This window comes from Hoyosella rhizosphaerae (genome assembly GCF_014643175.1).
In the GTDB taxonomy this organism is placed as follows: Bacteria; Actinomycetota; Actinomycetes; order Mycobacteriales; family Mycobacteriaceae; genus Lolliginicoccus; species Lolliginicoccus rhizosphaerae.
Genome location: NZ_BMJH01000002.1, coordinates 165004 through 188932, shown reverse-complemented (window position 1 = coordinate 188932; position 23929 = coordinate 165004). Strand labels below are relative to the sequence as shown.

The following is a 23929-nucleotide window of genomic DNA, read 5'->3' as shown; positions in this document are numbered from 1 at the left end:
CCCCCTTCAATTTCACTCTATTATCGCGCCATATTTGCGCGGTGTCACCGTCTGACAATGTCTAGGACTTCATCGGTAAGCGCCGCAACTTCGTCCCGCGTTCGGGCCTCAACATTGAGCCGTAAAAGCGGCTCAGTATTAGAAGCGCGCAGGTTGAACCACGCGTCGCCGTCTAGTTCGATCGTCAATCCATCAAGATCGTCAACAGCGCTCGCCCTATCCTTGAAGGCTGCAAGAACCTCGTCCATGCGTAGGTGCGCATCATCAACGGTGGAATTAATCTCACCTGACGCTTCGTATCGCTCATAGTGCGCCATCAGCTCTGAGAGCGGTTTGTCCTGCTCGCCAAGCGCGCTGAGGACATGCAGAGCCGCAAGCATGCCGGAGTCTGCTCCCCAAAAGTCGCGGAAGTAATAGTGAGCGGAGTGCTCACCGCCGAAAACTGCACCCGTTTCGGCCATCGTCTGTTTGATGAACGAGTGCCCGACCCTCGTCCGGATGGCGGTGCCCCCCTGCTCCTTAACCAACTCAGGTACTGCACGCGAAGTAATGAGGTTGTAGATGATGCTTGATCCAGGGTTTTTCCCCAACTCGCGTTCCGCCACTAACGCCGTTACTGCGGATGGCGACACAGGGTCACCCTTCTCGTCCACAACGAAACACCGATCTGCGTCACCATCGAACGCCAATCCGATATCGGCTCCGGTCTCCCGAACGTACTTCTGGAGATCCACGATGTTCGCGGGATCGAGAGGGTTGGCTTCGTGGTTAGGAAATGTGCCGTCGAGTTCAAAGTAGAGCGGCTTAATAGTGAGCGGCAACGAACCAAGCACAGCAGGAACGGTGTGGCCGCCCATGCCGTTACCTGCATCTACGGCCACGATGAGTGTGCGCATTTCGGACAGGTCGACGAGCGTGCGCAGATAGTCTGCGTATGCCGACAACATGTCGTTCGAGGTGCATGAGCCGACGCTGCCGTCGAACGTGGGAACTCCCTCGATGACCTCGCGCGCGATGGTCGCCAAGCCCGAATCCTGCCCAACTGGTTTCGCGCCAGCTCTGCAGAGTTTTATCCCGTTGTATTTCGCCGGGTTGTGACTCGCGGTGAACATTGCCCCTGGGCAATCAAGTGTGCCCGATGCGAAGTAGAGCTGATCTGTTGACGCAAGTCCGATGGAAACGACATCGAGTCCTTGTTTTGTTGCACCATCTGAGAACGCAGCTACCAACTCGGGCGACGATGCTCTCATGTCGTGGCCGACAACGATTTGCGTTGCCCCTTCTTCACGCATGAGTCGCGCGAAGGAACCACCGACATCGTGAACAAATGCTGAGTCGATTTGCTCGCCGACGACACCGCGAACGTCATAGGCCTTAATGACCGCGTTGACGACCTCAGCTGGACGACTCATTCGTGCACTCCCGTCATTCATGACTTCTTTGGCTATGAAACATGAGCCTAGTCAACTGCGGGTAGTTGCGTGGGATAAGCGCCCTAGCTACGCGGGCGGGGTGTCCGCATTTCGGTGCGAAATGACGCGGAGGTGCGACCGCCGTGATGGGACTGATTCGAGGAAGTCGCTTGACTCGTCGCCCGGGTGGCCCATGGCCGAGGTAGGCATGTGGTGGCCGGACTCATCCACCGATCCGACGGAGTGCTCACTGCTCTCAACAGTCACGGCGAAGTACGTTTCGTGTGGCCTAGCGGTTTCTTGGGCACTCGATGAGTATTCAGGTTGGGGCGTCACGTCAGCACCAAACGGTGGCGGGGCGGAACTGTTTTCGGGCACACGCTGAGATTCCGGAACCCAATCCTTGATCAATTCCCAGCCCATTGGAGCGGTAATTCGCATCGCATGTTGCTCACACAGGTCCCACGAATGGGGACTGTCAACGGCAGCGAGTTCCCCCACCACCGCTTGTGACGCAGCGTAGACATATGTCAACGTCGCGACGGCCGGACGCTTACATCCCGGCTTGCAGCACAGACGAAACATAGTCACAGTCCTGGAGAGTAGCGTGCGACGTCATTCTTTCTTGAGCGACGCGCCGACCTTGTGCGAGTTTCAGAACTTATTACCGAGCGGTAAGGTGCTGACATGCTGGACGATCAGTCGAACGTGCGACGGACAGGAACTCAAGTGTCGCCCGGTGGACAAATGCGGGCAGGCACGAAGGGGCGTTTTTCCACGAGGAGCGCCGAACGACGCGGTAGAGGGTTGCGCGGAATGCTCCTCACTCCAAGTTCGCCAGGGCGAAAGTCACCTGCCCAGAAGTTCGACGCAGTCGTGCTGGCCGCGTTTAGCCCTATTGATGCGCGCTGGGCCAAGAGGCTTAGAGAACTCGACATCGCAGTTGATGAGGTCCCCATGGTTCGGGCGATCAATCCCGATACGGTCTCATGGCCCCCTGAGATCGTCGCCGATGGTCCCGTACCCCTCTCCCGGCTAGTCCCCGCTGGCCTTGACAAGAGGGGAAAACCAACCCGGGCACGAATCGTTCTGTTCCGCCGCGCTCTGGAGTTGCGCGCCGACTCGCGGCCCGAACTGCTCGCCCTTGTGCACAACATTCTTGTCCAGCAAGTTGCAACCTATCTCGGAGTTGACCCCGAGGAAGTATCACCGGTGGGCGACGGGAACATTGATTGACACCGTTCCCAACAACCAGCATTCCCAACAACTCACTTTTGGCGTGCGGCGGCAAATGTTTGCAAATGAATTTGCAACACCTTGATTGCCTTTTAACATCAAATATTAAACTGTGGGGATCTTGCAGAGTTATTACGCGTTAAATACAAGAATGGGCGCGCTGGAATGTTATACACACTTCCAGCGCGCCCATTTTGGCTTTCGAAGATTTCTCAGCATCTTCTAAGTTTTAATAGCGCATTACAGGGTTCGCTGCGATCACAATCGCAGCCTGGTTCGACATGCGGACCAATCGCTCAAGACACGATGCCGCGCTTGAGGCGACGACGCTCACGCTCGGACAGACCGCCCCAGATGCCGAAACGCTCGTCATTGGCAAGTGCATACTCAAGACACTCGTCCCGCACCTCACAACCGAGGCAAATACGCTTGGCTTCCCGAGTTGAACCACCCTTTTCAGGGAAGAAAGCCTCGGGATCAGTCTGCGCACACAGGGCGCGATCCTGCCACTCTTCCTGGACTGCCTCGAAAAGCTGGTCAAAACCTGCGCCAACAAGGCTTAGCTGCGGACGCTCGCTGCTTCTACGATCCTCATCGAGCGCAGGTGCTGACGTCTGCGGCTCTACTGGCAAATAGTCGCCCGAAACTCCGTGCAGAACGGCGCTCTGCCCGCCTTCTCGGATTCCTGGAAAGTGCGGCATAGTATGTATCCCCAACCTGTTGTCACGCACTGCTTGTAATGAAGTTTGCTGGACCTACTCGAGACGAACTCTCGAGACGAACTCAAGCCCATCGGCCCGCCTTCCCCGCGAGGATGCGTACGCCAATTAGCAGACCTGGTCCACACAGTCCTGATGCGGATCAGATTGTGTCGAGAAGTGAATGACACATGTGTGATTAGACACTTTTTTGCTGCCTATTGCAAGCAAAACTAAAAAATCCCTAGCACTTCCTTGCCTCAAACCAACCACCGACACGAATCACAATTCGGACATATGCAAAAGTTCGACAATTTCGTCACATAAACGCGACGAATGAGTTATAAATGACCGCGCATGATTCGAGGACCGGAAAATCCGACTGCGCGCAGCGACGGCTGTTTGCTGTAGCTAGCGACACATGCCCCTTCCAGAGTCTCCCTGGAGTCCGCCATTGAGCCCCCTTCTGGTTCACACTGACAGCTCTCGAGCACGTAGGCTGTGACCCTGTGAAGGTTACTGTTCTAGCTGGCGGCGTTGGCGGCGCGCGATTCCTCCTTGGTGTACGTGAGTATGTTTCTTCAGTCTCGACCGCTGAATCAGACATCGAAACCGTCCCCGCGAGCGAACCCTCAAGCGCTTCAATTCCCGCGAGAAAACCCGCGAGAATCCCCACGAGTGACGATGTTGCAGACGCGAACGAAACTAGTACCAGAGTACCAGAATCTCGAGCATCGCAGCCGACCGCGATCGTCAACGTAGGTGACGACACGTGGATGCACGATCTTCGCCTTTGCCCGGACCTTGACAGTTGCATGTACACCCTCGGCGGTGGAATTGACGAACACCGAGGATGGGGACGCCAGGACGAAACCTGGAGCCTGAAGGCTGAGCTCGCTGCCTACGGAGCAAAACCAGATTGGTTCGGACTCGGCGACCGAGATACCGCTACACACCTCATAAGAAGCCAAATGCTCCGCGCTGGGTACCGTCTCTCCGACATCACCGAGGCACTCTCCAAACGCTGGTCCCCAGGTGTACGCCTGCTACCTGTAACAGATGATCGCTCTGAAACCTACGTCGTTGTCACCCACCCCACCGACGGTGACAAGCAAGCGATTCATTTCCAAGAATGGTGGGTCCGCTACCGCGCCCAGATCGAAACCCACGACTTTGTACATATCGGCGCAGACGAGGCCGCGCCAGCGCCTGGTGTGCTCGACTCGATTCGTGATGCCGACATCGTCCTCATTGCGCCATCAAACCCGATCGTCAGCATCGCGCCAATACTTGCTATCCCCGGCGTCCGAGGCGCACTCCGCACCACAAACGCCCCCGTAGTCGGCATCTCCCCGATCATCGGCAACGCCCCCTTGCGAGGGATGGCCGATGTATGCCTCCGCGTCGCAGGGTCCGAAGTATCGTCCCAGGGAGTAGCCGAGTACTACGGGGCACGCGAATCGACAGGAATCCTCGACGGATGGCTTTCACACCCCGGCGACACCGTGTCAGTCCCGGGAATTGCGGCGCTCGAAACACCAATCATGATGACTAATCCAAGTATCACCGCAGAGATGGTGGCAAGCGCCTGCAAACTTGTCGGAGTGCAACCGTGACACAGGACCATGGCTCCCCTCAAGGGCTGCAGATCCTTCCAGTGCACGGCATTCCTGAAATTCGTCCGGGTGACGATCTCACCCAGGCCATCGTCACCGCCGCACCCTGGCTGAACGATGGCGATGTCATCGTCGTCACTAGCAAGATCGTTTCTAAAGCCGAGGGCCGCTTAGTACCTGCCCCCTCAGACGCTGAACAACGGGACGGCCTACGCAGAAACCTCGTAAACAGTGAAGCTGTCCGTGTCCTGGCACGGCATGGTCGCACCCTCATAACCGAAAATAAGCTAGGAATTGTCCAGGCCGCATCAGGGGTAGACAACTCCAACCTCAATACCGATACCCTCGCCCTTCTGCCGGTTGATCCAGACGCCAGTGCTGGCATGATCCGCAAAGGGATCAACAACGCGCTTGGCATCGACGTCTCCGTCATCGTCTCGGACACCATGGGCCGAGCCTGGCGCAACGGGCAAATAGACGCAGCAATTGGCGCCGCTGGCGTCGCGGTCCTGCACGACTATTCAGGGGCCACCGATCAATACGGCAATGACCTCAAAGTCACTAACATTGCCGTAGCCGATGAGCTTGCCGCTGCAGCAGATCTCGTGAAAGGCAAGCTCACCGCTTCACCAATTGCGGTGATTCGAGGGTTCAGGACTCGCGACGACGGTTCAACAGCCCGAGACTTGATTAGGCCGGCCGATGAAGACCTCTTTCGACTGGGCACCAACGAAGCCCTTATGCAAGGCCACCGCGAAGCGGTCTTGCGGCGGCGTTCGGTTCGGCAATTCACCTCCGACCCAATTGCGACCGACGACATTCGGGCCTCAATAGCGGAAGCACTGACGGCACCGGCACCGCACCACACTCGACCAGTTCGGTTTGTGTGGCTACGTGACCCTGCACTGCGCAACGCGCTTCTCGATGCAATGCGAACCACGTGGCGCAGCGATCTCCGGCACGATGGGCTGCCCGAAGAACGTATTGAGCGTCGCGTCGCACGGGGCCAGATACTTTACGAGGCACCAGAAATCATCATCCCGTTTCTCGTTCCCGAAGGTGCCCACACCTACAGCGACGCAGCACGCACCCAGGCCGAACACACCATGTTCACCGTCGCAGTCGGCGCCGCCGTTCAGGCACTCCTCACAGCACTTTCCGCCCGTGACATTGGCTCCTGCTGGATTGGGTCAACAATCTTCGCGCCGCACGACGTTCGGTCCGTGCTGAACCTCAGCGATGACTGGGAACCCATGGGTGCGATTGCCGTTGGCTACCCAACCGAACCGCTGACAGTTCGTTCACCACGAGATGTTGAGGACTTGCTACTAGAACTATGACTAGCCTCCACCAGTCCACGATGGATGCTCTCGCGCATTACGTCGCACCCACGGCTGAACAAGATTCGGTCAGGCACACTATGCTTGCGTTTCTCGCAGCGTCGCCCGACGGCTGTTTACGCCGAAATGCTCCAGGCCACATCACAGCGTCAAGTCTGATTCTCTCCCCCGACCGGACAGAGGTGCTGCTCACTTTGCACCCGAAGGTGGGCCGATGGATTCAACTCGGCGGGCATTGCGAAGAAACTGACCACACCATTTTTGACGCAGCACTCCGCGAGGCGCGAGAAGAGTCCGGCATCAACGACCTTCAGCTAGACACGAAAGTCCTTGCTTTACATACGCACCCGATTACGTGCTCGCTTGGCGTACCTACCCGCCACCTCGACGTGCGGTTCCTAATATTGGCCCCACAAGGAGCTGAAATCTCCCGCAGCTCCGAGTCCGACGACCTGCGATGGTGGCCCATAAATGCACTACCGCCGAACGCAGAACATGACACAGTGCAGCAGATGGTTGACCTCGCACTACGTCGGTAGTCAACCCACCAGTGTTCAGTCTGGGTAGATATGGCACGACTGATGTCTACCCAGACTTGGCTCAGGTGAGGATTGGGCGATGCGGCATCTAAGCCAAGGCCTTGGATACTGTGCGTAGCCACCACGGGTGCCCTCATGTGCTGAAGTTTGCATCACCGACCGTAGACTTTTCGATGCATTTTTCTGCACGTGCACATCCGATCCACGTGCATAACTGACCAGCCGATCAGTCCGCCTCAGCCTCAGGTGCGCGGCGAACGCCATCGCGCACGCACCATGCGATGGCACCTACACACGGCGCTCATCACGACCACACCGACTTCCGAATGGGGTCTGTTCCCACACTGGGTGGGCCCAGTCAGACCAACCTAGGCATTCCTACGCCATATCGACGTAGACAGCACAAGTTGACCAACCCGCTAAACGTCTGTCGAAAAGCGCAGTCCACCATCAGGAATGACCACCCCAGGCCACACCCGCGCACCGCCAACCAACTCGCACCTGGCACCAACTTGGGCGCCATCGCCGATCACGGAGTCCCGGACCAACGCACGTGGCCCAATATGCGCACCGGACCCAATTATGGACCGTTCTACAACAGCGCCCGCATCAACCTTTGCGCCATCAAAAATCACTGCGCCGTCAAGACGCGCACCCGCACTCACCTCGGCCCCACGTCCAACGACGGTGCCGCCAATGAGAAGTGCGCCTGGAGCAATTCCTGCACCTTCGTGCACAAGCGACTCACCACTTTGACCATTGAGGGCTGGTGACGGCGCGATCCCCCTAACAAGGTCCGCGGAACCACGGACGAAATCCTCAGGAGTTCCCATGTCACGCCAGTACGCGGAGTCCACATGAGCGTATACACGCGCGCCGTCAGTCAGGAGTTTCGGGAACACTTCGCGCTCCACCGAAACGCTCCGACCCGCGGGAATCTGCTCAATGATTTCACGCTTGAACACATAACAGCCAGCATTGATCTGGTCTGTGGGCGGATCCTGCGTCTTTTCGAGGAACGCTTCTACTCGCCCATCAGCATCGGTCGGCACGCAACCAAAAGCCCGAGGGTCACTTACTCGCACCAGATGCATCGTGACATCGGCTTCCCTGTCACGGTGGGTACGCAGAACGGCAAGAGGGTCCGTGCCGCCAAGGACGTCGCCGTTGAAAACTAGGACATTGTCGCCACGAAGCTTCGGCAACACATTGCGAATACCGCCACCAGTACCGAGCGGCTCGTCCTCCATGACGTAGTCAATCTCTAGCCCCATATCGGAACCATCGCCGAAGTAGTCCTCGAAAACTTCGGCTTTGAACGACGTGCCAAGAACGACATGGGTGATCCCCGCAGCCTTGATGCGCGACAACAAATGCTGCAGAAACGGCAACCCAGCTGTCGGCAGCATCGGTTTCGGCGCAGACAGCGTCAAAGGACGAAGTCGTGTTCCCTTTCCACCAACAAGGACAACTGCATCCGTATTTTCGGACAACCCAAAGTCCGGCTCCGACTCGTCAGTCAGCGCACGTGGACCCTGCGCAAAGCGGAACACCCTGCTCACCATGTCAGTTCACAATCCTTTCATCGACCGCTTGCTACGTAGCGCAGCCGCGACAGCAATCCGCGAGCGAAGCCCAAGGCCCCCACGTAACGCAACTCGCAACGGTGCCTGCCACCACTGCGGGTGCCTATCAGCCTGGAACCGGTAAGCACTTTGGTGATGGGCTGGCAACATCAACTCAGGATGACGTCCTGCCGCATGCCCTTTAGCATGCGTTACTTCAGCGTCCGGTACGAACACATTCAGCCAACCCGCGTTGTTTAGTCGATCGCCAAGGTCAACATCCTCCATGTACATGAAGTATCTGGAGTCAAAACCATCGATCGAGTCAAACGCATCCCGGCGCAACAGCAAGCATGAACCCGACAACCAACCAACAGGGCGCTCACTGATGTCTTCGTCTTCCTGCCGGTACTGGCGGGTCCACGGGTTAGTGGACCACACAGAACCAAGCACAGCGTGCGCGGCACCGCCCCATAGGGTGGGTACGCGCCGGGCCGACGGGTAGACAGTGCCGTCAGGGTTGTAAATCAGCGGGCCCAGCGCCCCCGCGCGCGGCCACCGTTTCGCCGCCTCGAGCAAAACGTCAATTGAACCTACTCCCCACGAAATGTCGGGATTGACGACGAGGACGAACTCCTCGTCTTCGTCCACCTCAGCCACCGCACGGTTGATCGCCGCGCCGTACCCGATGTTGCCCCCGGTGCGAAGGAGTCGGACGTTGTCATATTCGTTGGCCGCCGCTTCTGGCACCCCATCGGTGGATCCGTTATCAGCGAGGATCACGTTGACAGGGTGCTTTGTGGCAGAGGCAAGCGATGACAGAAACCCGGCGAGATGCTCGCCTGGAGAATATGTCACCGTCACTACGGTGAGTCGGAAGGTCACGCCGGTCAGCGTAGCCAAACTAAGCGGCGCACGCCTCATTCGCCGCGCCCACCGATGGTCTAATGAGTCCTCTATTGAGTCGCCGCGGTGTGGTGCTCGGTGGCAGTGACCGCGTTGTGGACTGCGTCGCGGACTGCTTCTCGCCAGTGCCGAAGTGGCCGCAGCCCGGCTTCTACCCATGAGGTTCCGCTGAGCGCCGAATAGGTTGGCCGTGGCGCGGGGCGTGGGAAGTCTTCGGTGGTACATGGCACGATGCGTTCAGGGTCAGCACCAATTGATGCGAACACTTCCTTGGCGAGACCACACCAGGTGGTCACCCCTGCATTTGTGGCGTGCAATGTAGTCGGTACGGTTTGTGACGAATTGCGCTGTTGCAGAGCTAGTTCCAGCAGGCCCGCTGCTAGGTCTGCGGAGTATGTCGGTGAACCCCATTGATCGTCGACGACGCTGATGTGCTCTCGTTCTTTTTCGAGCCGCAGCATTGTTGCCACGAAATCTGATCCGACTCCTGTGAAGACCCATGATGTTCGAACGATATGGGCGGTGGGGAGCAACTCTCGGACAGCTAGCTCACCGGCGAGTTTCGTTTTCCCATACACAGTGTGGGGGCCTGTCTGCTCATCGACTTCGTATGGAGTCGAGGCACTTCCGGAGAATATGTAATCCGTCGACACGTGCACGAGATGACTTCGCGATCGTGCGCATGCACCGGCGACATTCCCTGCCCCGATGACGTTCACGGCGGACGCGCCACGGTAGTCGGTTTCCGCGCGGTCGACAGCTGTATAGGCGGCGCAGTTGATGACAACGTCTGGGTGAGCGCGTTCGATCGCTTCGGCTGTTGCCGCAGCATCAGTAATATCGACGTCGCTTGATGACCATCCGACAATGTTTTGACCGACGTGTAACCCCGCCCGCATTAGTTGCTGCCCTACTTGGCCGGATGCTCCAATGACGATGATTCGCACGCTCAGCACCTGTTTTCTGTCTCGACAGTTTTGGCAACAGTGTTACACGTCACCACAGTCTACGGAGCGCCGCCAACACTAGTTGATGACGGCTCGTTAGCCTGTAAGTCCCAAGTCGTTATGAAAGCTAACCCGCACCATTGGGAAATCGCGTGTTGAGGGAGGACCGTCACCGTGCCCGCAGGGGACAATTTTCCGGGCAGTGGCCGCCGCCCATCGCCTCAATCGCGGCGCAGCCAGCCCCGCCAAGGGAACCAACCACGCCGTCGCTATCAGTCTGACGGCGGCGTACCTGGATACGACCCCACCCGGCGGCGGCCACGCCCATCGCGACAAGCGAGCGCGGCACCTGGTTCCGTTTCACGCTCCGGTCAGTGGAATCGGCGCATCAAGGTTGCTGTCACCCTCATGTCGATTACGGTTCTCCTGACGACAGGGTTTGCGTGGCGGCAATACGATTCGTTTGCGTCGCGGCTCGCGACAGTCGCTGGTTTGTCGCTGGGCAACGGCGAAGACGGCGCCATCGACATTCTCTTGGTTGGAACGGACAGTCGCACGGATGCCCACGGCAATCCGCTCACTGATGAGGAACTCGAGCGGCTGCACGCAGGCGACGCCGATTCCACGAATACGGACACCATCGTCCTCATTCGCGTCCCTGAAGATGGCCAGTCTGCCGTAGCCTTCTCAATTCCACGTGATTCATATGTGCGTGTGCCTGACTCTGTTCCGGGCAATGACTGGCCTAGCAGTCGCAAGGTGAAAATCAATAGTGTGTACGGTTCCACCGCGTTTCAAGAGTTAGTTCGTCTTGTTGAAGACGAAGGGATGTCCCGGGAGGAAGCAGAGCCAATAGCTACCGCTGCCGGTCGCAACGCCCTGGTCAAGACCGTCGCGGAGCTGACGGGTGTCACCGTGGACCACTACGCCGAAATTGGCTTCCTCGGTTTCCTTCTCCTGACCGATGCCATTGGAGGCGTGGAAGTTTGTCTCAACAACGCCGTAAACGAACCGTTGTCTGGCGCTGACTTTCCTGCAGGGCAGCAGACGCTCGATGGTGCCCAAGCACTTAGTTTTGTTCGCCAGCGCGAGGGTCTTCCAGGCCTCGATATCGGACGTATTCACCGTCAGCAGGTGTTCATGGCATCGTTGGCGCAACGGGCTCTTAGCACCCAGGTTCTGACAAGCCCTGCCGCGCTCAATCGGATTTCCACCGCGATCCAGCGGTCTGTCGTGCTCGACTCGGATTGGGACATCATCGGTTTTGCGCAACAGTTCCAGAATCTTGCGGCCGGAAATGTGGAGTTTGAAACGATTCCAGTTGAGAAGCTGAACGGGTGGAGCACCGATGGCATGCAGTCGGTCGTCGAAGTTGACCCTACTGCTGTCCGGGAGCGGATCATGGAGGTCCTTGCCGCCGAGGAGGAACCTGAGGAAGAACCTTTACCGGACTTCGGGTTTGATCCATCATCAGTGACTGTTCACGTATTTAATGCGAGCTTTCGGGAAGGTCTTGCTACACGCGTGTCGGAGGAACTAACGCTCGTTGGTTTCGATGATGGACAAACCGGCAACTGGCTGGGCAAACCGACGCGAACAAGTAAGGTCATTACGGCCGATCCCGATGGGCGCCCAGCCGAGGCAATCGCAGAGTACCTTGGTGGCCTTCCCATCGAGCAAGACCTACAACTGGAGAAGAACGAAATCCAGGTTGTGCTCACCACAGCATATTCCGGTCCGGGTGAAGCAGCTCCGCCACCGCCGCCTGACCCCGAGCTCCCGCCCGAGTTTGTCGATGGTGAAGCTCCGCCCCCTGTATCCGCTGAACACACCGGTCCTCGCTGCGTTGACTGATTTGAGGGAGAAATCCACTGTGACCCTGACCGATACGCTTCTTCGACCAATTCTTGCTTCCGACGGGGCGCGCCCCCTCATCACCTATTACGACAACTCCACGGGTGAGCGGATCGAACTTTCGGGCATTACCTTCACAAACTGGGCTGCGAAGATCGCGAACATGATCCGCGATGAGTTCGGCCTAGCACCTGGTGATCGAGTTGCAATTTTGCTGCCTGCGCATTGGCAGACTGCGGCCGTCGTGCTCGGTGCGTGGTGGGCAGGGTGCGAGGTCGTGCTAGGCCAGGCGGACGGCGCAGATTTGGCCTTCACCGACGAGAAAAACCTAGCTGAGGCATCACCAGCGAACGATATTGCTGCGCTGTCGCTGCACCCCTTTGGCCGCGGCATCCTGAACTTGCCACCGGGTGTCACTGATTTTGCTACAACCGTTCCCGGTCATGGTGACCAGTTTCAACCCGATGCAGATGAGAATGGGCCTGTTCTCGACGGTCTGCTTGCGACCGAAGTTCTTGAGCTCGCGTCTGCAACTGAAGGCAACTGGAATTCGCAGACTCGCGTCCTGTCCACCAAACCTTGGAACGATGCTCGCGAATTGATCACCGGCCTTGTTTCGGTGTTGAGCATGGGCGGTTCGCTCGTCCAAGTGACTGGTGCTGATGACAGCGGACTTGACCGGATCGCAGTCACTGAAAAGGTGACCGACCGAATTTGATCTTCACTGGGAGTATCCACCGTCACGAAGACCTGCTTCGATTTCGAACTTGTTTTTCGCATGCGGGTTGCGAACTTCCTCCCAGAAGTACCGCACGGGAAATGTGAGCCCATACCGCGCCCACTGGTCCGCATGAATCGCCTCATGCCGCAGCAATGCGGACGACGGTACTCGACGGGTGAGAAAAACCCCACCAATGGTTGTGCCGCCGCGCGCAAATCCGCCCCGCATCCCCGTGGCAACGTAAATGTTGTCGCCGGGCACGAAGGTGAACTTGCCGCCCCACAACCGCGCATACAGCAATGCTTTCACCGTGACGATGAGTGACTGGATACTGCCACGGGACGCGGCACGGAGATTCTGCCAGTTGGACTGCTCCACACCTCCAGCTTAGGCCGATGGGAATGCCAGTGATTGTTGACTCTCAAACATCCGCGGTTGGCCTGACACTGGGTCGTCGAACTCTATTCGGCGCGCAAGAAGCCGCAATGGATTGTCGTAGTCGTCATCGCCTCGGGACGGCTGATATTCGGGGTAGTAAGTGTCGCCAAGAATGGGCACACCTAGCGACGACATGTGGAGGCGCAGTTGGTGCGTTTTTCCAGTGTGCGGAGTCAACTTGTATCGAGCGAAGTCCCCGTGCACATCGAGCAACTCGACGCGGGTTTCGCTGTTTGGTTCGCCTGGAACTTCTTGGGCGACCATGATGCCTGATTCCTTGACGATGCGGCTGCGGACTATGCACGGCAAACTGAGTTCGCTGTCGTAACGCGCAATCGCCTCATACGTCTTCAGGATGTCGCGGTTGGCGAACAGTTCTTGATAGTGGCGTCGATATTGTGGTTCCGCAACAAACACCAAGACTCCAGCTGTCATGCGGTCGAGGCGATGCGCCGGGGTGAGCTGATCAATCCCAAGGTCGCGTCGCAGCCGCACAAGAACTGTTTCTGTGATGTGCTGGCCGCGCGGGATTGTCGCTAAGAAATGTGGTTTATCAACAACAACGAGCCGCTCATCGCGGTGCAGGACCTTCACGTCGAACGGAACAGGTTTTTCGGGTTCCGGTGTGCGGTAGTAGTACAGGATTCTGCCCGGCCGGTACGAGTCGGTCACCGTGACAGCCCGACCATGCTGGTCAACAACGTCTCCCTGCGCCATTTCGGCGCGCCAGAAGTCGCCGCTGTTCGGAAACCTCTCGACGAGGTAGTCGAGCATGGTGGGTACGTCGGCGTCATGTTCAATCCGTACCCGAGCCGGTCCCAGGCCTGCCCTCGGTGGCAATGGGCTCTTAAACGCCATTCGTTACCGCGCGAGTGGGGCTACATTCTTCGCAGATCAATGTGAGATTGCGGCCTTCCGGATCTGGGTAGTTTTCCAACCGCCTAGTTGGCGCATCACAGAGTTCGCACGTACTAATGACCTTGGCCTTATTGGAGAAGGTCGTGGTTAGGCGCCCATCGAAAACGTAAAGCGCGCCTTCCCAGAGGCCTTCGTCACGGAACGTCTCGCCGTAGCGCACTATGCCGCCATGTAGCTGGTACACCTCAGAGAATCCGCGATTGCGCATCAACACGGACAACACTTCACAGCGAATGCCACCAGTGCAGTAAGTCACCACCGGTTTGTCTTTGAGGTGGTCGTACTTTCCGCTCTCGATCTCGCTAATGAAGTCTCGGGTTGTTTCGACATCGGGGACGATTGCGTCCCGGAACTTCCCAACTTTTGCCTCGAGGGCGTTGCGTCCGTCGAAGAACGTCACGTCGTCTCGGGTTGATACCAGGTCGTGCAGCTCTTCTGGTTTGAGTCGTGTTCCGCCGCCAATGATGCCGGTGCTATCGACTTTGATCTCGTCCGGTGCTCCGAATGTGACGATCTCGGGGCGCACCTTCACGCTGAGGCGTGGAAAATCGTTGCCTGTTCCGTCTGACCACTTGATGTCAATCGTCCGGAACGGTTCATAGCTACGGGTTGCGCGGATATACCGTTTCACGTCGTCGATGTCTCCCCCGACGGTTCCATTGATGCCGTGCGGAGAGATGATGATGCGACCGGTCAGATTGTTTGCTTCGCACACGCTGTGCTGCCAAAGCCGGATGGCTTCCGGATCTGGTAGTGGCGTGAACAAGTAAAACAACACGATCTTTGGTATCGACACGGCAATAATCCCTGAGGTCAACGTCGGTGAGTCCTCATATTGTGCCTTGTCGGCCTGGTTGAATGCATCTCGCTGTGGGTTAGGTCGCTTCGCGGAGAATGTCGTCGGGATTCACTAGCCCCACTTGGTACGCCAGGATCACAGCTTGTACGCGGTCTCTGGACTGTGTTTTTGCCAGTACCCGGCCCACATGTGTCTTGACTGTGGCTTCGGATACGAAGAGTTTGCTAGCGATCTCACTGTTGGTGTAGCCGTACGCCATCGCGGTCAGGACTTCGATCTCACGAGGAGTTAAATCTGTTGGCAGTGAATGTGATTCACCCTGGCTTGGGGCCGGGCCAGCGAGCAGAGGGCCGACGTGACGCAGGAGCTTTTGGGTGGCTTGCGGCGCCATGACGGCATCACCGCGAAAGACGGTGCGAATGGCGCTGAGCAATTGTTCAGGGTCCACGTCTTTGAGGAGGAAGCCACTGGCCCCGGCGCCAATAGCGTTCATGACGTATTCGTCGTTGTCGAAAGTGGTGAGAACCACAACCTTCGGCGAATTCTCTAACTGTGCGAGTTCACGGGTGGCGTCAATCCCGTTCATCGTGGGCATTTGAACATCCATGAGAACAATGTCGCACCCGACACGAGCGATCTCGCGCAATCCCTGGGCGCCGTCGGAGGCCTCGATAACCACGGTCATATCTGGTTGTGAATCAATCACCATACGGAAACCCGCCCGCACCAACTGCTGGTCGTCCACAAGCGCCACCCGAATATTCTCAGCAGTCATGCGTTCTACTGTAAGGCTGAACAACGCGTAACCGGTCGCCTCGTGCCGATGGTGTTCTAATGATGTGTGTTCAATGTTGTCGCCACCATAGTGCTCTTGCTGCTGTTTCGGCATTTTTGGCAGCGCGACCGACGGCAGTTGCGCAATGGGTTTCTACTGTTCGGGGCCGTGTGGTTTGGCATATCCGCAATCATCGAGATCACCAGCGTTCTGTTTCCCCCGGTGGGGGTCGTATGGTTCCTGTCGATCCTTCTGCTGCCAGTGACTGCCGTGGTCTTCGTTGGGTTTTTGCTGTTCAACGGGGTGGTGATGGTTCGCCGTGAAGGGCGGAGCCTCGGCAACTTGTTGTCCTTCCTCACCGGCCTCATTCTTCTTGCACTTCCGGTTGCGGGCGTCCTCCTGACGCTGACGCTCCAACCAGTGCTCGTCGGTATTGCGGTGTTTCTGTTCTTGACGAGTGTGTACCTTGCTGTGTTCTTTGTTGTCTTCATCGGCTACGCGTATTTCTACGACCGAGCGTCGCGGAATCTCGCGGCGGCCAACATCGTCATCCTTGGGTCAGGACTACTCAATGGCGAAGTGCCACCATTACTGCGACGCCGACTAGATCGCGCGCTGCAAGTGTGGAAGGCACCGCAGAATGACGAGCGTCCGCTACTCATCCCGAGTGGTGGCCAGGGTCCAGACGAGCCTCGGCCGGAAGGCGTCGCCATGGCTGAATACCTGCTGTCGAAGGGAGTGCCGGAACAGTTGATCGCTGTCGAGGACCAAGCCAGGAACACACACGAAAATGTGAAGCTGTCACAACGGATCATCGTCGAACGTGGCAAGCCTGGACCAACCGTGATCGTGACCAGCAATTACCACGGCCTACGGGCGGCATTGATCGCACGTGAGGTCGGCATTTCCGCTGAGGTAGCAGGAGCTCACACCGCCACGTATTTCTTGCCAAGCGCAATTCTGCGTGAGTTCATTGCGATTCTTGTGTGCCGATCCAAGATCAACGTGATTGCACTAGCGGGTTTCGTTTTCGCTTCGCTCATGGTGACGCTAATTTTCGCTGCCGTGCAGTGAGTGCATATCCCCGCAGGGCTCACTGAGAGTAAGGCAGTGTTGCGCTCACCTTGTAGCCACCACTGGCTGTTGGTTGAGCGTCAACTACACCGCCATATAGTCGTGCTCGTTCCTGCATCCCCCGAATGCCCTGCCCGACGCCCTCAGCCTTAGGCAAGATCCCAGCGATACCTTTACCGTCGTCGACGACCTCAAGTTTTAGTGCGTCATTGGTCCAGTGCATGTCGATACTCACAGTCGCTATAGGACCAGCGTGTTTGAGAACATTGGTGAGCGACTCCTGGACAATGCGATACGCAGTGAGCGACACACCGGACGGCAACTCACGCGGTTCTCCCTCAGTATTCACTGCGATATCAAGTCCACTTCGACGCACTTCCTTTACGAGCGCGGCGATATCACCGACTTGCGGAGTGCTTGATGTTTCGCGTGGAGAGTCATCGCGGAGAACCGACAGCAAAGCACGCATGTCGGTCAATGCTTGCCTGCCTGTCGCTGAGATCTGCGTAAGCGCGTCGATGGCAGCCCCAACGTCTGACTTTGCCGCGTACCGTCCGCCGTCGGCTTGCGCGATGACCACAGTCAGTGAGTGGGCAACAATATCGTGCATCTCGCGCGCGATCCGGGTGCGTTCAGTTATCGCCGCGAGCCTCGTCTCTTGTTCGCGCTCAATCTCAAGGAGACGTGCGCGCTCTGTAAGGCCCGCGACTTCATTGATACGGTAGCGGCGAACTAGACCAGACAGGTACACCGCGGTTGCAACCGCTGAGGCAAAAGCGACGTTGATGACGGTGGCACCGAAACTGCGCTCGTACGACATGCTCGGCGCTAATGCGGCGAGACTCATCCCTACTATCGCAAGTGGGTAAGCGAGGCGACTCGCCAAGGGCGATGAGTAGGCGGCAAGACCATATAACGCGAACAGAACACCAACGGCTGCGGGCGGATTCGTATCCGATACAGCGAGGCTGAGGAAGGCAAACGCCGCAACCGTATACCCCGACAACGCTGGGCGCATCCGCCGCCATGCCAGCGGAATCGTCAGCCCAAGGGCCACCACGAGGTCAATTGGGTGCGAGGCCCCTGCCAGAACGCCAAACAGCCCGAACAGGGTGACAAACGCGGCAAGACCAATGTCAATGCCGAGCCAGTGCCGCCGGGTGAATGCAAACCACCGCTCAACGAACGAGGCACCGCTGCGACGACGCCAGGTCGATGCAGACGGTGCCCAATTCATGGCTTGTATCAGCGCAGAAGGGCGCGTGACATAACCACGCGCTGAATCTGGTTGGTGCCTTCGTAGATCTGTGTGATCTTGGCGTCACGCATCATGCGCTCGACAGGGAAATCGCGGGTGTAGCCGGCGCCACCGAAGATCTGAACTGCATCGGTGGTGACCTCCATGGCAACGTCTGAGGCGAAGCACTTTGACGCACTCGAGATGAAACCGAGGTTGCTTTCGCCACGCTCCGCGCGTGCGGCTGCGTGGTAAACCATGAGGCGAGCTGCCTCAACCTTCATAGCCATATCGGCGATCATGAACTGCACGCCTTGGAACGACGAGATCGATGAGCCGAATTGCTTGCGATCCTTGGCGTAGTCGATAGCCGCATCAAGCGCACCCTGGGCGATGCCGACGGCTTGCGCGCCGATGGTGGGCCGTGTGTGGTCGAGGGTTTGCAACGCCGTCTTGAAACCAGTTCCGGGTTCGCCGATGATCCGGTCGCCGGGGATACGGCAGTTCTCGAAGTACAGTTCCGCTGTCGGGCTACCCTTGATGCCGAGCTTCTTTTCCTTGGGGCCAACCACGAAGCCTTCATCGTCCTTGTGGACCATAAAGGCAGAGATGCCGTTGGCACCCTTGTCTGGGTCTGTCACAGCCATCACGGTGTACCACGTCGACTTACCACCGTTAGTGATCCAACACTTGGTTCCGTTGAGGATCCAATCGTCGCCATCGGCTTTTGCTCGCGTTCGCATGGCGGCTGCGTCAGATCCGGCTTCACGCTCGGAAAGCGCATACGATGCCATGGCTTCGCCCGATGCAAGCGACGGCAAAACCTGACGCTTCAGTTCTTCGGAACCACTCAAAATGAGGCCCATGGTGCCAAGTTTGTTCACTGCAGGAATCAGCGACGAGGAGGCGCACACGCGAGCAACTTCCTCGATCACAATGCACGTCGCGACCGAGTCAGCGCCCTGTCCGTCATACTCGTCAGGAACGTGAACTGCACTGAACCCTGACGCATTCAAGGCTGCTAGCGCCTCTTCGGGAAAACGCTCATTCTCGTCTACATCAGCGGCGTGCGGTGCAATTTCTTTTTCACAGAGGGCGCGGATGGCTGCCCGTAGTTCGTTGTGCTCGTCAGCAAGCTGGAAGAGGTCGAAATCGGGGTTGCCAGCCATTGGTGCAGCTCCTTTAGTGACTATGTGATAGTTGTCGTGAGTGTATGCCCGTGTAAGGCACGCGGTAGCAAAAAAGGTGTCGATCAGATCGTACCCGTAGGCGAAGGTGCTCTACCCGAGCAGCGTGCGGCGCAAAGCCTCGTCCTTGTCGAGAACCATCTGATGTAGGCCCTCTTGGAACGTGACCATTGCGCGCTGCAACTGTGGGTCCGATGCGGCGAGAATGCGCACTGCAAGCAGCCCCGCATTGCGAGCTCCACCGATGGACACAGTCGCCACCGGCACTCCAGCGGGCATCTGCACAATCGAGAGTAGCGAATCCATCCCATCGAGGTACTTCAGTGGTACCGGTACGCCGATGACGGGCAACGGTGTGGCTGATGCAACCATTCCAGGTAGGTGTGCCGCTCCCCCGGCCCCGGCGATGATGACGCGTATCCCGCGTTCAGCTGCGCTTGATGCGTAATCCAGCATTCGCTGCGGCGTTCGATGGGCGGACACGACTCCTACCTCAAATGGCACACCAAACTCTGCTAGTGCCTCTGCTGCGGCCTCCATGACGGGCCAATCGGAGTCGCTGCCCATGATCAGGCCAACGTGCGGGCTTGGTGCGGTCACTGCTGTGTGCTCCTTGAACTCGTTTCGCTGAGCTTCTTACTGGCCACTGTCTTTCTTAATGGCCACTGTGGGGGTCCCATCCGTCGGTCCACACCGCATGTATTAGCCAGTGTGCGGCCATCTCGGCTTTTTCTCGCACCTGGTGAACGTATTCGGCGTCATGGTGAGAACCGGTGCCTGTTCCACGCACATTGACGTGTCCCAATTTACGTCCAGGCCGCTCACCTTTGCCATAGAGGTGAACCTTCGCCTCGGGCATCCGCGCACACAAGTGATGGACGCGTTCGTCCATGCTCATGGTCGGCGGGTTATCGGCACCGAGGATATTGGCCATAACCGTGACCGGTGCTGTTGGCGAAGTGTCGCCTAGCGGGTAATCCAAGGTTGCGCGGATGTGCTGTTCGAACTGCGAGGTCACGGCGCCATCCATTGTCCAGTGACCGGAGTTGTGGGGCCGCATCGCGAGCTCATTGACGAGGATCCGACCGTCCTCGGTTTCAAACAGTTCGACGGCAAGACAACCCGTGACGCCGAGGGTTTCCGCGATACGCAACGCCAACTGTTGGGCTTGGGCCGCTGTCGAGTCTGCGAGCGCAGGTGCAGGTGCCATCACGACGGCGCAAACCCCGTTGCGCTGCACTGTCTCCACTACTGGCCACGTGGCACCTTGGCCGAGCGGTGACCTCGCCACCATGGCCGACAATTCACGGCGCATGTTGACTTTTTCCTCCGCGAGGAGTGTCGTTCCCGCAGCGAGACTCTCAGTTACCAATTTCTCCAGCTCTGCTGCGTTATCGACGATCCAGACGCCCTTGCCGTCATACCCACCACGTGTTGCTTTGAGCACAAAGGGATACCCGTGTGTTTCGGCGAACTTTTCAGCGTCAGCGACCGATTGCACTTCCGCGAAGGGTGGGACCGGGGCTCCTATGGCCTCCAACCGACGACGCATGATGAGTTTGTCCTGAGCATGAATCAACGCTGCCGGTGGTGGCTGAACATTCACCCCTTCGCTGATCAGCGTTTCGAGGTGCTGCGGCGGAACATGCTCGTGGTCGAATGTGAGAACGGTGCTTCCGCTCGCGGCTTTCCGCAGTGCATCAAGGTCATCATGGCGGCCGAGGACGACGTCGCGCGCGACCTGCGCGGCAGATTCATCTGGCGAAGCAGCTAGTACACGCAACGATTGACCAAGCGCAATAGCTGCTTGATGTGTCATTCGGGCTAGTTGCCCACCGCCTACCATCACGACTGTTGGCATGGCGTTTGCTGTGCGCTGATATTGCGGCGCTCTAACCTGGTCTGTTCCCACAAATATCTATGGTGGCAGACAACTATCTAGGAATGAAAACGTGTCGCGTCCCACGGCTCGCCACGTAACTGCGTGCCGTACGCGATTTGTTCAGTAGACTGCGGACTTGTGTCCCTGGCCGACGGCGTTATCTCGCGCATTCCACAGCCCTACCGTGGGTTAGCGCTCAAGCATCGCGAGTTCATCAAGTTCGCCATTGTGGGTGGGACAACATTCATCTTCGACCTCGCAATTTTCTACTCGCTCAAGTTGACGATCTTGGCGAGCAACCCGGTGACCGCAAAAATCATTGCTGGTGTCCTTGCCGTGATTTTGTCCTACGTCCTCAACCGGGAGTGGTCGTTTAAGAATCGGGGCGGCCGCGAGCGCCACCACGAAGCGTTCCTGTTCTTCGTGGTCAGCGCAGGTGGCGTGGTCTTGGCGTTTATTCCGCTGTGGATCTCGTCGTACGTTTTCGGACTCCGCGTACCAAACGTGTCTTTGACGACGGAGAATATTGCGGACTTCGTCAGTGCGTACTTGATCGGCAATATTCTGCAGATGATTTTCCGCTTCTGGGCGATGCGCCAAATGGGTTTTCCCTGATGAAGACGTGCGCGGGGCAGCTGCCGGTTCGACAGTGGTGCTCCCCACCCCGGAAGACTTGTACGAACTAGAGTTGGGTCACAGCTAGCGAGGTTCTAGTGGTCCGCCGCCACCGTGATCACGCACCAGCGGAAGAATTGGTTCGTTTTGCGTCGGCACAAAGATCGCGAAGACCGCCGGGCTGCGCGCTTGCAGCTCCATGCGACCCCCGTCAGCTTCGACAAGAGCGCGAGCTAGAGCGAGCCCTACGCCTGATGAATTTCTGCCGGAGAACCCGCGCTCAAAAATGCGCGATGCGATGCTGTCGGGAATTCCGCTGCCTTCGTCGGTGACTTCAACGCACACCATTTCACGGCGATCCGCTCCGAACCGAACATTGCGCACTCGAATAGTGCACCGACCTGAACCGTGCGCGAGGGCATTGTCGACCAGGACAGAAACCGCTTCGCGAAGGCGCGAACCGGTTGCATGCGCGGTCACACCGTCCTGTCCGTACAACATTAGGGAGCGGTTTTGATCACGATATTGCGGTTCCCAGTCCTCGATAAGTGATCGAAGCTCCGCCATCACATCGATGGCCACGGTGTCGGTACGGTTCTGGTCGCGGGATGCCCTCACGAGGTCGTTTACAGCCTGTGTGAGGCGATCAACCTGCGCCATCGCTTCGTTTGCTTCAGTCACCACTTCAGGGTCGGGATGGAAAGCGAGTTCATCGAGTCGCAGGCGCACGGCGGTCAATCGACTCCGTAACTGGTGCGACACATCACCAACGAGACTCCGTTCACGCTGGAGGCGTTCGGAAATTTCCACGCTCGCGGAGTCGAGCACGTCGGAGACGCGGTCTAGTTCAACAATTCCGTGTCTGCGTGGGTCCGGGCGAAAATCTCCGGCGCCTAATCGTGCGGCGCGGGCAGCGACATCGCTCAGCGGGTCAGCGAGCCGACGAGCCGTGACGTGCGCTACCACTGAACCCGCCGCGATCGACATCACCAAGAGCCCCCCGACGACAGCGATTGCTCGCCATTGCGTCGCCCGCATCTCATATGGCGGGATTTCGAGTCGCAATGAACCGGACACACCCATGGCCAACGACTCTTGAACCGCGTTCTCCACAAACGGCTCGCCAATCGACACACGGGACGCACTATCGAGGGGTGTCGGGTAGATGACCTCAAGGCGGCCGCCCTCTGGAACTACGGGTTCCAGTCTGTCAACATTGAGGCGTCCCCTGATGAGACCTTCCTGGCCCTGCTGAAAACGAACTTCCGTTGCCACTTGGTCGAGTCGGCGTTGCATGTCGTCTCGGGTGAAGTCCTCCACCAATCGCCACGCTGTAAACATGAGTGGGATACCCAGCACCATAGCCACGACCACCACCACGGCGACAGTCGACAAAAGCAGCCGGATCCTCACCTGGAAACCACTCTTTCCAGGCCGCGCGTGGCACCGAGATCACTCTGCATTAAATCGAAATCCAACACCGCGCACCGTTGATATGCGACGTCCGAGTTCCCGGCCTTCGTCGCCGATCTTTCGGCGCAGCCACGACATATGCATATCCAAAGTCTTCGATCCGCGCAGGTCAACGTCTCCCCAGACCTCTCGCTGGATCTCGTCACGGGGCACGACCTCGCCTGCCCGTTCCATCAGCAACTTCAGGAGTTCGTACTCTTTATTCGCCAATGTCAGTTCTTTGCCGTTTCTCGTCACGCGCCGCGCGGGCTTGTCCAGGTAAATGTCTCCGATTTCGATCGAAGGTTCGTCTGCCGAGCCCCCGCGGCGTCGCATCAAGGCACGCACCCTTGCCAGAAGTTCTGCGAGCCTAAACGGCTTACCCACATAGTCGTCAGCTCCGGCGTCAAGGCCGACAACAAAATCGACCTCATCCGTGCGGGCTGTCAGCATCAGCACAGGGATATCAATGCCGTGTGTCCGGATCTGACGGCAGACCTCAAGCCCATCCATTCCCGGCAGGCCGAGGTCAAGAAGTAGCAGATCCCACGTTCCACCGAGCATTTGCCGCAAGGCGTCGTCGCCCGTTGACGCCACCTGGACGTCATAACCCTCACGTTCGAGGGCCCGCGAAAGCGGGGCGGCGATTGCGTCATCATCTTCAGCGAGCAGCACAGTTCTCACGCGAACAACAATAGTGAGAAAGTGGCCGACGTGG

The 23929-nt window shown here is 58.1% G+C and carries 22 protein-coding genes and 2 pseudogenes; 8 read left to right on the top strand and 16 right to left on the bottom strand.

Annotated elements, in window-relative coordinates:
- Positions 1–44: 44 nt before the first annotated feature.
- Both IEW73_RS09065 and IEW73_RS16765 read right to left on the bottom strand, forming a co-directional pair.
- Positions 45–1412 carry a phosphomannomutase/phosphoglucomutase gene (locus tag IEW73_RS09065; protein WP_188673573.1) on the bottom strand — a complete coding sequence of 456 codons (1368 nt, stop codon included), beginning with the start codon at positions 1410–1412 and terminating at the stop codon, positions 45–47.
- 402 nt (positions 1413–1814) lie between these two features.
- Positions 1815–1997 (bottom strand): annotated as a pseudogene (locus tag IEW73_RS16765) (DUF3499 family protein); the annotation flags it as partial.
- A gap of 162 nt (positions 1998–2159) precedes the next feature.
- On the opposite strand from IEW73_RS16765, the gene IEW73_RS09055 reads away from it, so the two are divergent.
- Positions 2160–2648, top strand: a complete 489-nt coding sequence (locus IEW73_RS09055) for a metallopeptidase family protein (protein WP_188674959.1) — start codon at positions 2160–2162, stop codon at positions 2646–2648.
- A gap of 296 nt (positions 2649–2944) precedes the next feature.
- Here IEW73_RS09055 and IEW73_RS09050 read toward each other — a convergent pair whose 3' ends face one another.
- The gene (locus IEW73_RS09050; RefSeq protein WP_188674956.1) at positions 2945–3280 is read right to left on the bottom strand and encodes a WhiB family transcriptional regulator; all 336 of its coding nucleotides are present in this window, start codon (positions 3278–3280) and stop codon (positions 2945–2947) included.
- A 575-nt stretch (positions 3281–3855) separates the two neighbouring features.
- Here IEW73_RS09050 and cofD point away from each other — a divergent pair.
- Genes cofD through IEW73_RS09035 form a run of 3 tightly spaced genes read left to right on the top strand, consistent with a single transcriptional unit; the run spans position 3856 to position 6841 of the window.
- Positions 3856–4962, top strand: coding sequence for a 2-phospho-L-lactate transferase (gene cofD / locus IEW73_RS09045; protein WP_188673568.1), 1107 nt, complete (start codon positions 3856–3858; stop codon positions 4960–4962).
- Complete coding sequence (locus IEW73_RS09040; RefSeq protein ID WP_229675885.1) at positions 4959–6302, top strand: coenzyme F420-0:L-glutamate ligase; 1344 nt, start codon at positions 4959–4961, stop codon at positions 6300–6302. The genes cofD and IEW73_RS09040 overlap by 4 nt, the downstream gene beginning before the upstream one ends.
- Positions 6299–6841 carry an NUDIX hydrolase gene (locus IEW73_RS09035; RefSeq protein WP_188673565.1) on the top strand — a complete coding sequence of 181 codons (543 nt, stop codon included), beginning with the start codon at positions 6299–6301 and terminating at the stop codon, positions 6839–6841. Before IEW73_RS09040 ends, IEW73_RS09035 begins: the two co-directional genes overlap by 4 nt.
- A 419-nt stretch (positions 6842–7260) precedes the next feature.
- On the opposite strand, the gene manB is transcribed toward IEW73_RS09035, so the two are convergent.
- The 3 genes from manB to rfbD are packed head-to-tail and all read right to left on the bottom strand — an operon-like array spanning position 7261 to position 10259.
- Entirely contained in the window at positions 7261–8406 is a 1146-nt protein-coding gene (gene manB, locus IEW73_RS09030; protein ID WP_188673564.1) for a mannose-1-phosphate guanylyltransferase, read from the bottom strand.
- A 6-nt stretch (positions 8407–8412) separates the two neighbouring features.
- A complete protein-coding gene (locus IEW73_RS09025) occupies positions 8413–9330 on the bottom strand; it encodes a glycosyltransferase family 2 protein (RefSeq protein ID WP_241012233.1) in 918 nt (305 codons plus the stop codon).
- A 32-nt stretch (positions 9331–9362) separates the two neighbouring features.
- Positions 9363–10259 carry a dTDP-4-dehydrorhamnose reductase gene (rfbD, locus tag IEW73_RS09020; protein WP_188673560.1) on the bottom strand — a complete coding sequence of 299 codons (897 nt, stop codon included), beginning with the start codon at positions 10257–10259 and terminating at the stop codon, positions 9363–9365.
- 408 nt (positions 10260–10667) lie between these two features.
- Between rfbD and IEW73_RS09015 the strand changes: the two genes are divergently transcribed.
- Both IEW73_RS09015 and IEW73_RS09010 read left to right on the top strand, forming a co-directional pair.
- Positions 10668–12113 carry an LCP family protein gene (locus IEW73_RS09015; protein ID WP_188674950.1) on the top strand — a complete coding sequence of 482 codons (1446 nt, stop codon included), beginning with the start codon at positions 10668–10670 and terminating at the stop codon, positions 12111–12113.
- Between the two features lie 19 nt (positions 12114–12132).
- The gene (locus IEW73_RS09010; protein WP_229675884.1) at positions 12133–12831 is read left to right on the top strand and encodes a TIGR03089 family protein; all 699 of its coding nucleotides are present in this window, start codon (positions 12133–12135) and stop codon (positions 12829–12831) included.
- 3 nt (positions 12832–12834) lie between these two features.
- Here IEW73_RS09010 and IEW73_RS09005 read toward each other — a convergent pair whose 3' ends face one another.
- The 4 genes from IEW73_RS09005 to IEW73_RS08990 form a co-directional block, all read right to left on the bottom strand.
- Positions 12835–13212, bottom strand: a complete 378-nt coding sequence (locus IEW73_RS09005) for a hypothetical protein (RefSeq protein ID WP_229675883.1) — start codon at positions 13210–13212, stop codon at positions 12835–12837.
- 9 nt (positions 13213–13221) lie between these two features.
- A complete protein-coding gene (locus tag IEW73_RS09000) occupies positions 13222–14130 on the bottom strand; it encodes a pseudouridine synthase (RefSeq protein ID WP_188673556.1) in 909 nt (302 codons plus the stop codon).
- Complete coding sequence (gene trhO, locus IEW73_RS08995; protein WP_188673553.1) at positions 14120–14986, bottom strand: oxygen-dependent tRNA uridine(34) hydroxylase TrhO; 867 nt, start codon at positions 14984–14986, stop codon at positions 14120–14122. The genes IEW73_RS09000 and trhO overlap by 11 nt, the downstream gene beginning before the upstream one ends.
- Before the next feature lie 79 nt (positions 14987–15065).
- A complete protein-coding gene (locus IEW73_RS08990; RefSeq protein WP_188673549.1) occupies positions 15066–15764 on the bottom strand; it encodes a response regulator in 699 nt (232 codons plus the stop codon).
- A gap of 66 nt (positions 15765–15830) precedes the next feature.
- Here IEW73_RS08990 and IEW73_RS08985 point away from each other — a divergent pair, with 66 nt between their 5' ends.
- Positions 15831–16838 (top strand): YdcF family protein, encoded by a 1008-nt coding sequence (locus IEW73_RS08985; RefSeq protein ID WP_188673547.1) that lies wholly within the window; start codon positions 15831–15833, stop codon positions 16836–16838.
- A gap of 19 nt (positions 16839–16857) precedes the next feature.
- Here IEW73_RS08985 and IEW73_RS08980 read toward each other — a convergent pair whose 3' ends face one another.
- The 4 genes from IEW73_RS08980 to IEW73_RS08965 form a co-directional block, all read right to left on the bottom strand.
- Positions 16858–18075, bottom strand: a complete 1218-nt coding sequence (locus IEW73_RS08980) for a sensor histidine kinase (RefSeq protein WP_188673544.1) — start codon at positions 18073–18075, stop codon at positions 16858–16860.
- Positions 18076–18083: 8 nt separating this feature from the next.
- Entirely contained in the window at positions 18084–19244 is a 1161-nt protein-coding gene (locus IEW73_RS08975; RefSeq protein ID WP_188673541.1) for an acyl-CoA dehydrogenase, read from the bottom strand.
- Positions 19245–19355: 111 nt separating this feature from the next.
- A complete protein-coding gene (gene purE / locus IEW73_RS08970) occupies positions 19356–19829 on the bottom strand; it encodes a 5-(carboxyamino)imidazole ribonucleotide mutase (protein WP_188674944.1) in 474 nt (157 codons plus the stop codon).
- Positions 19830–19917: 88 nt separating this feature from the next.
- Entirely contained in the window at positions 19918–21174 is a 1257-nt protein-coding gene (locus IEW73_RS08965; protein ID WP_268236286.1) for a 5-(carboxyamino)imidazole ribonucleotide synthase, read from the bottom strand.
- Positions 21175–21282: 108 nt separating this feature from the next.
- Here IEW73_RS08965 and IEW73_RS08960 point away from each other — a divergent pair.
- A pseudogene (locus IEW73_RS08960) lies at positions 21283–21847 on the top strand (GtrA family protein).
- On the opposite strand, the gene IEW73_RS08955 reads toward IEW73_RS08960, so the two are convergent.
- A complete protein-coding gene (locus tag IEW73_RS08955) occupies positions 21844–23172 on the bottom strand; it encodes a sensor histidine kinase (RefSeq protein ID WP_188673534.1) in 1329 nt (442 codons plus the stop codon). The pseudogene IEW73_RS08960 and the gene IEW73_RS08955 overlap by 4 nt on opposite strands.
- A gap of 39 nt (positions 23173–23211) precedes the next feature.
- A complete protein-coding gene (locus tag IEW73_RS08950) occupies positions 23212–23895 on the bottom strand; it encodes a response regulator transcription factor (protein WP_188673531.1) in 684 nt (227 codons plus the stop codon).
- Positions 23896–23929 lie beyond the last annotated feature (34 nt).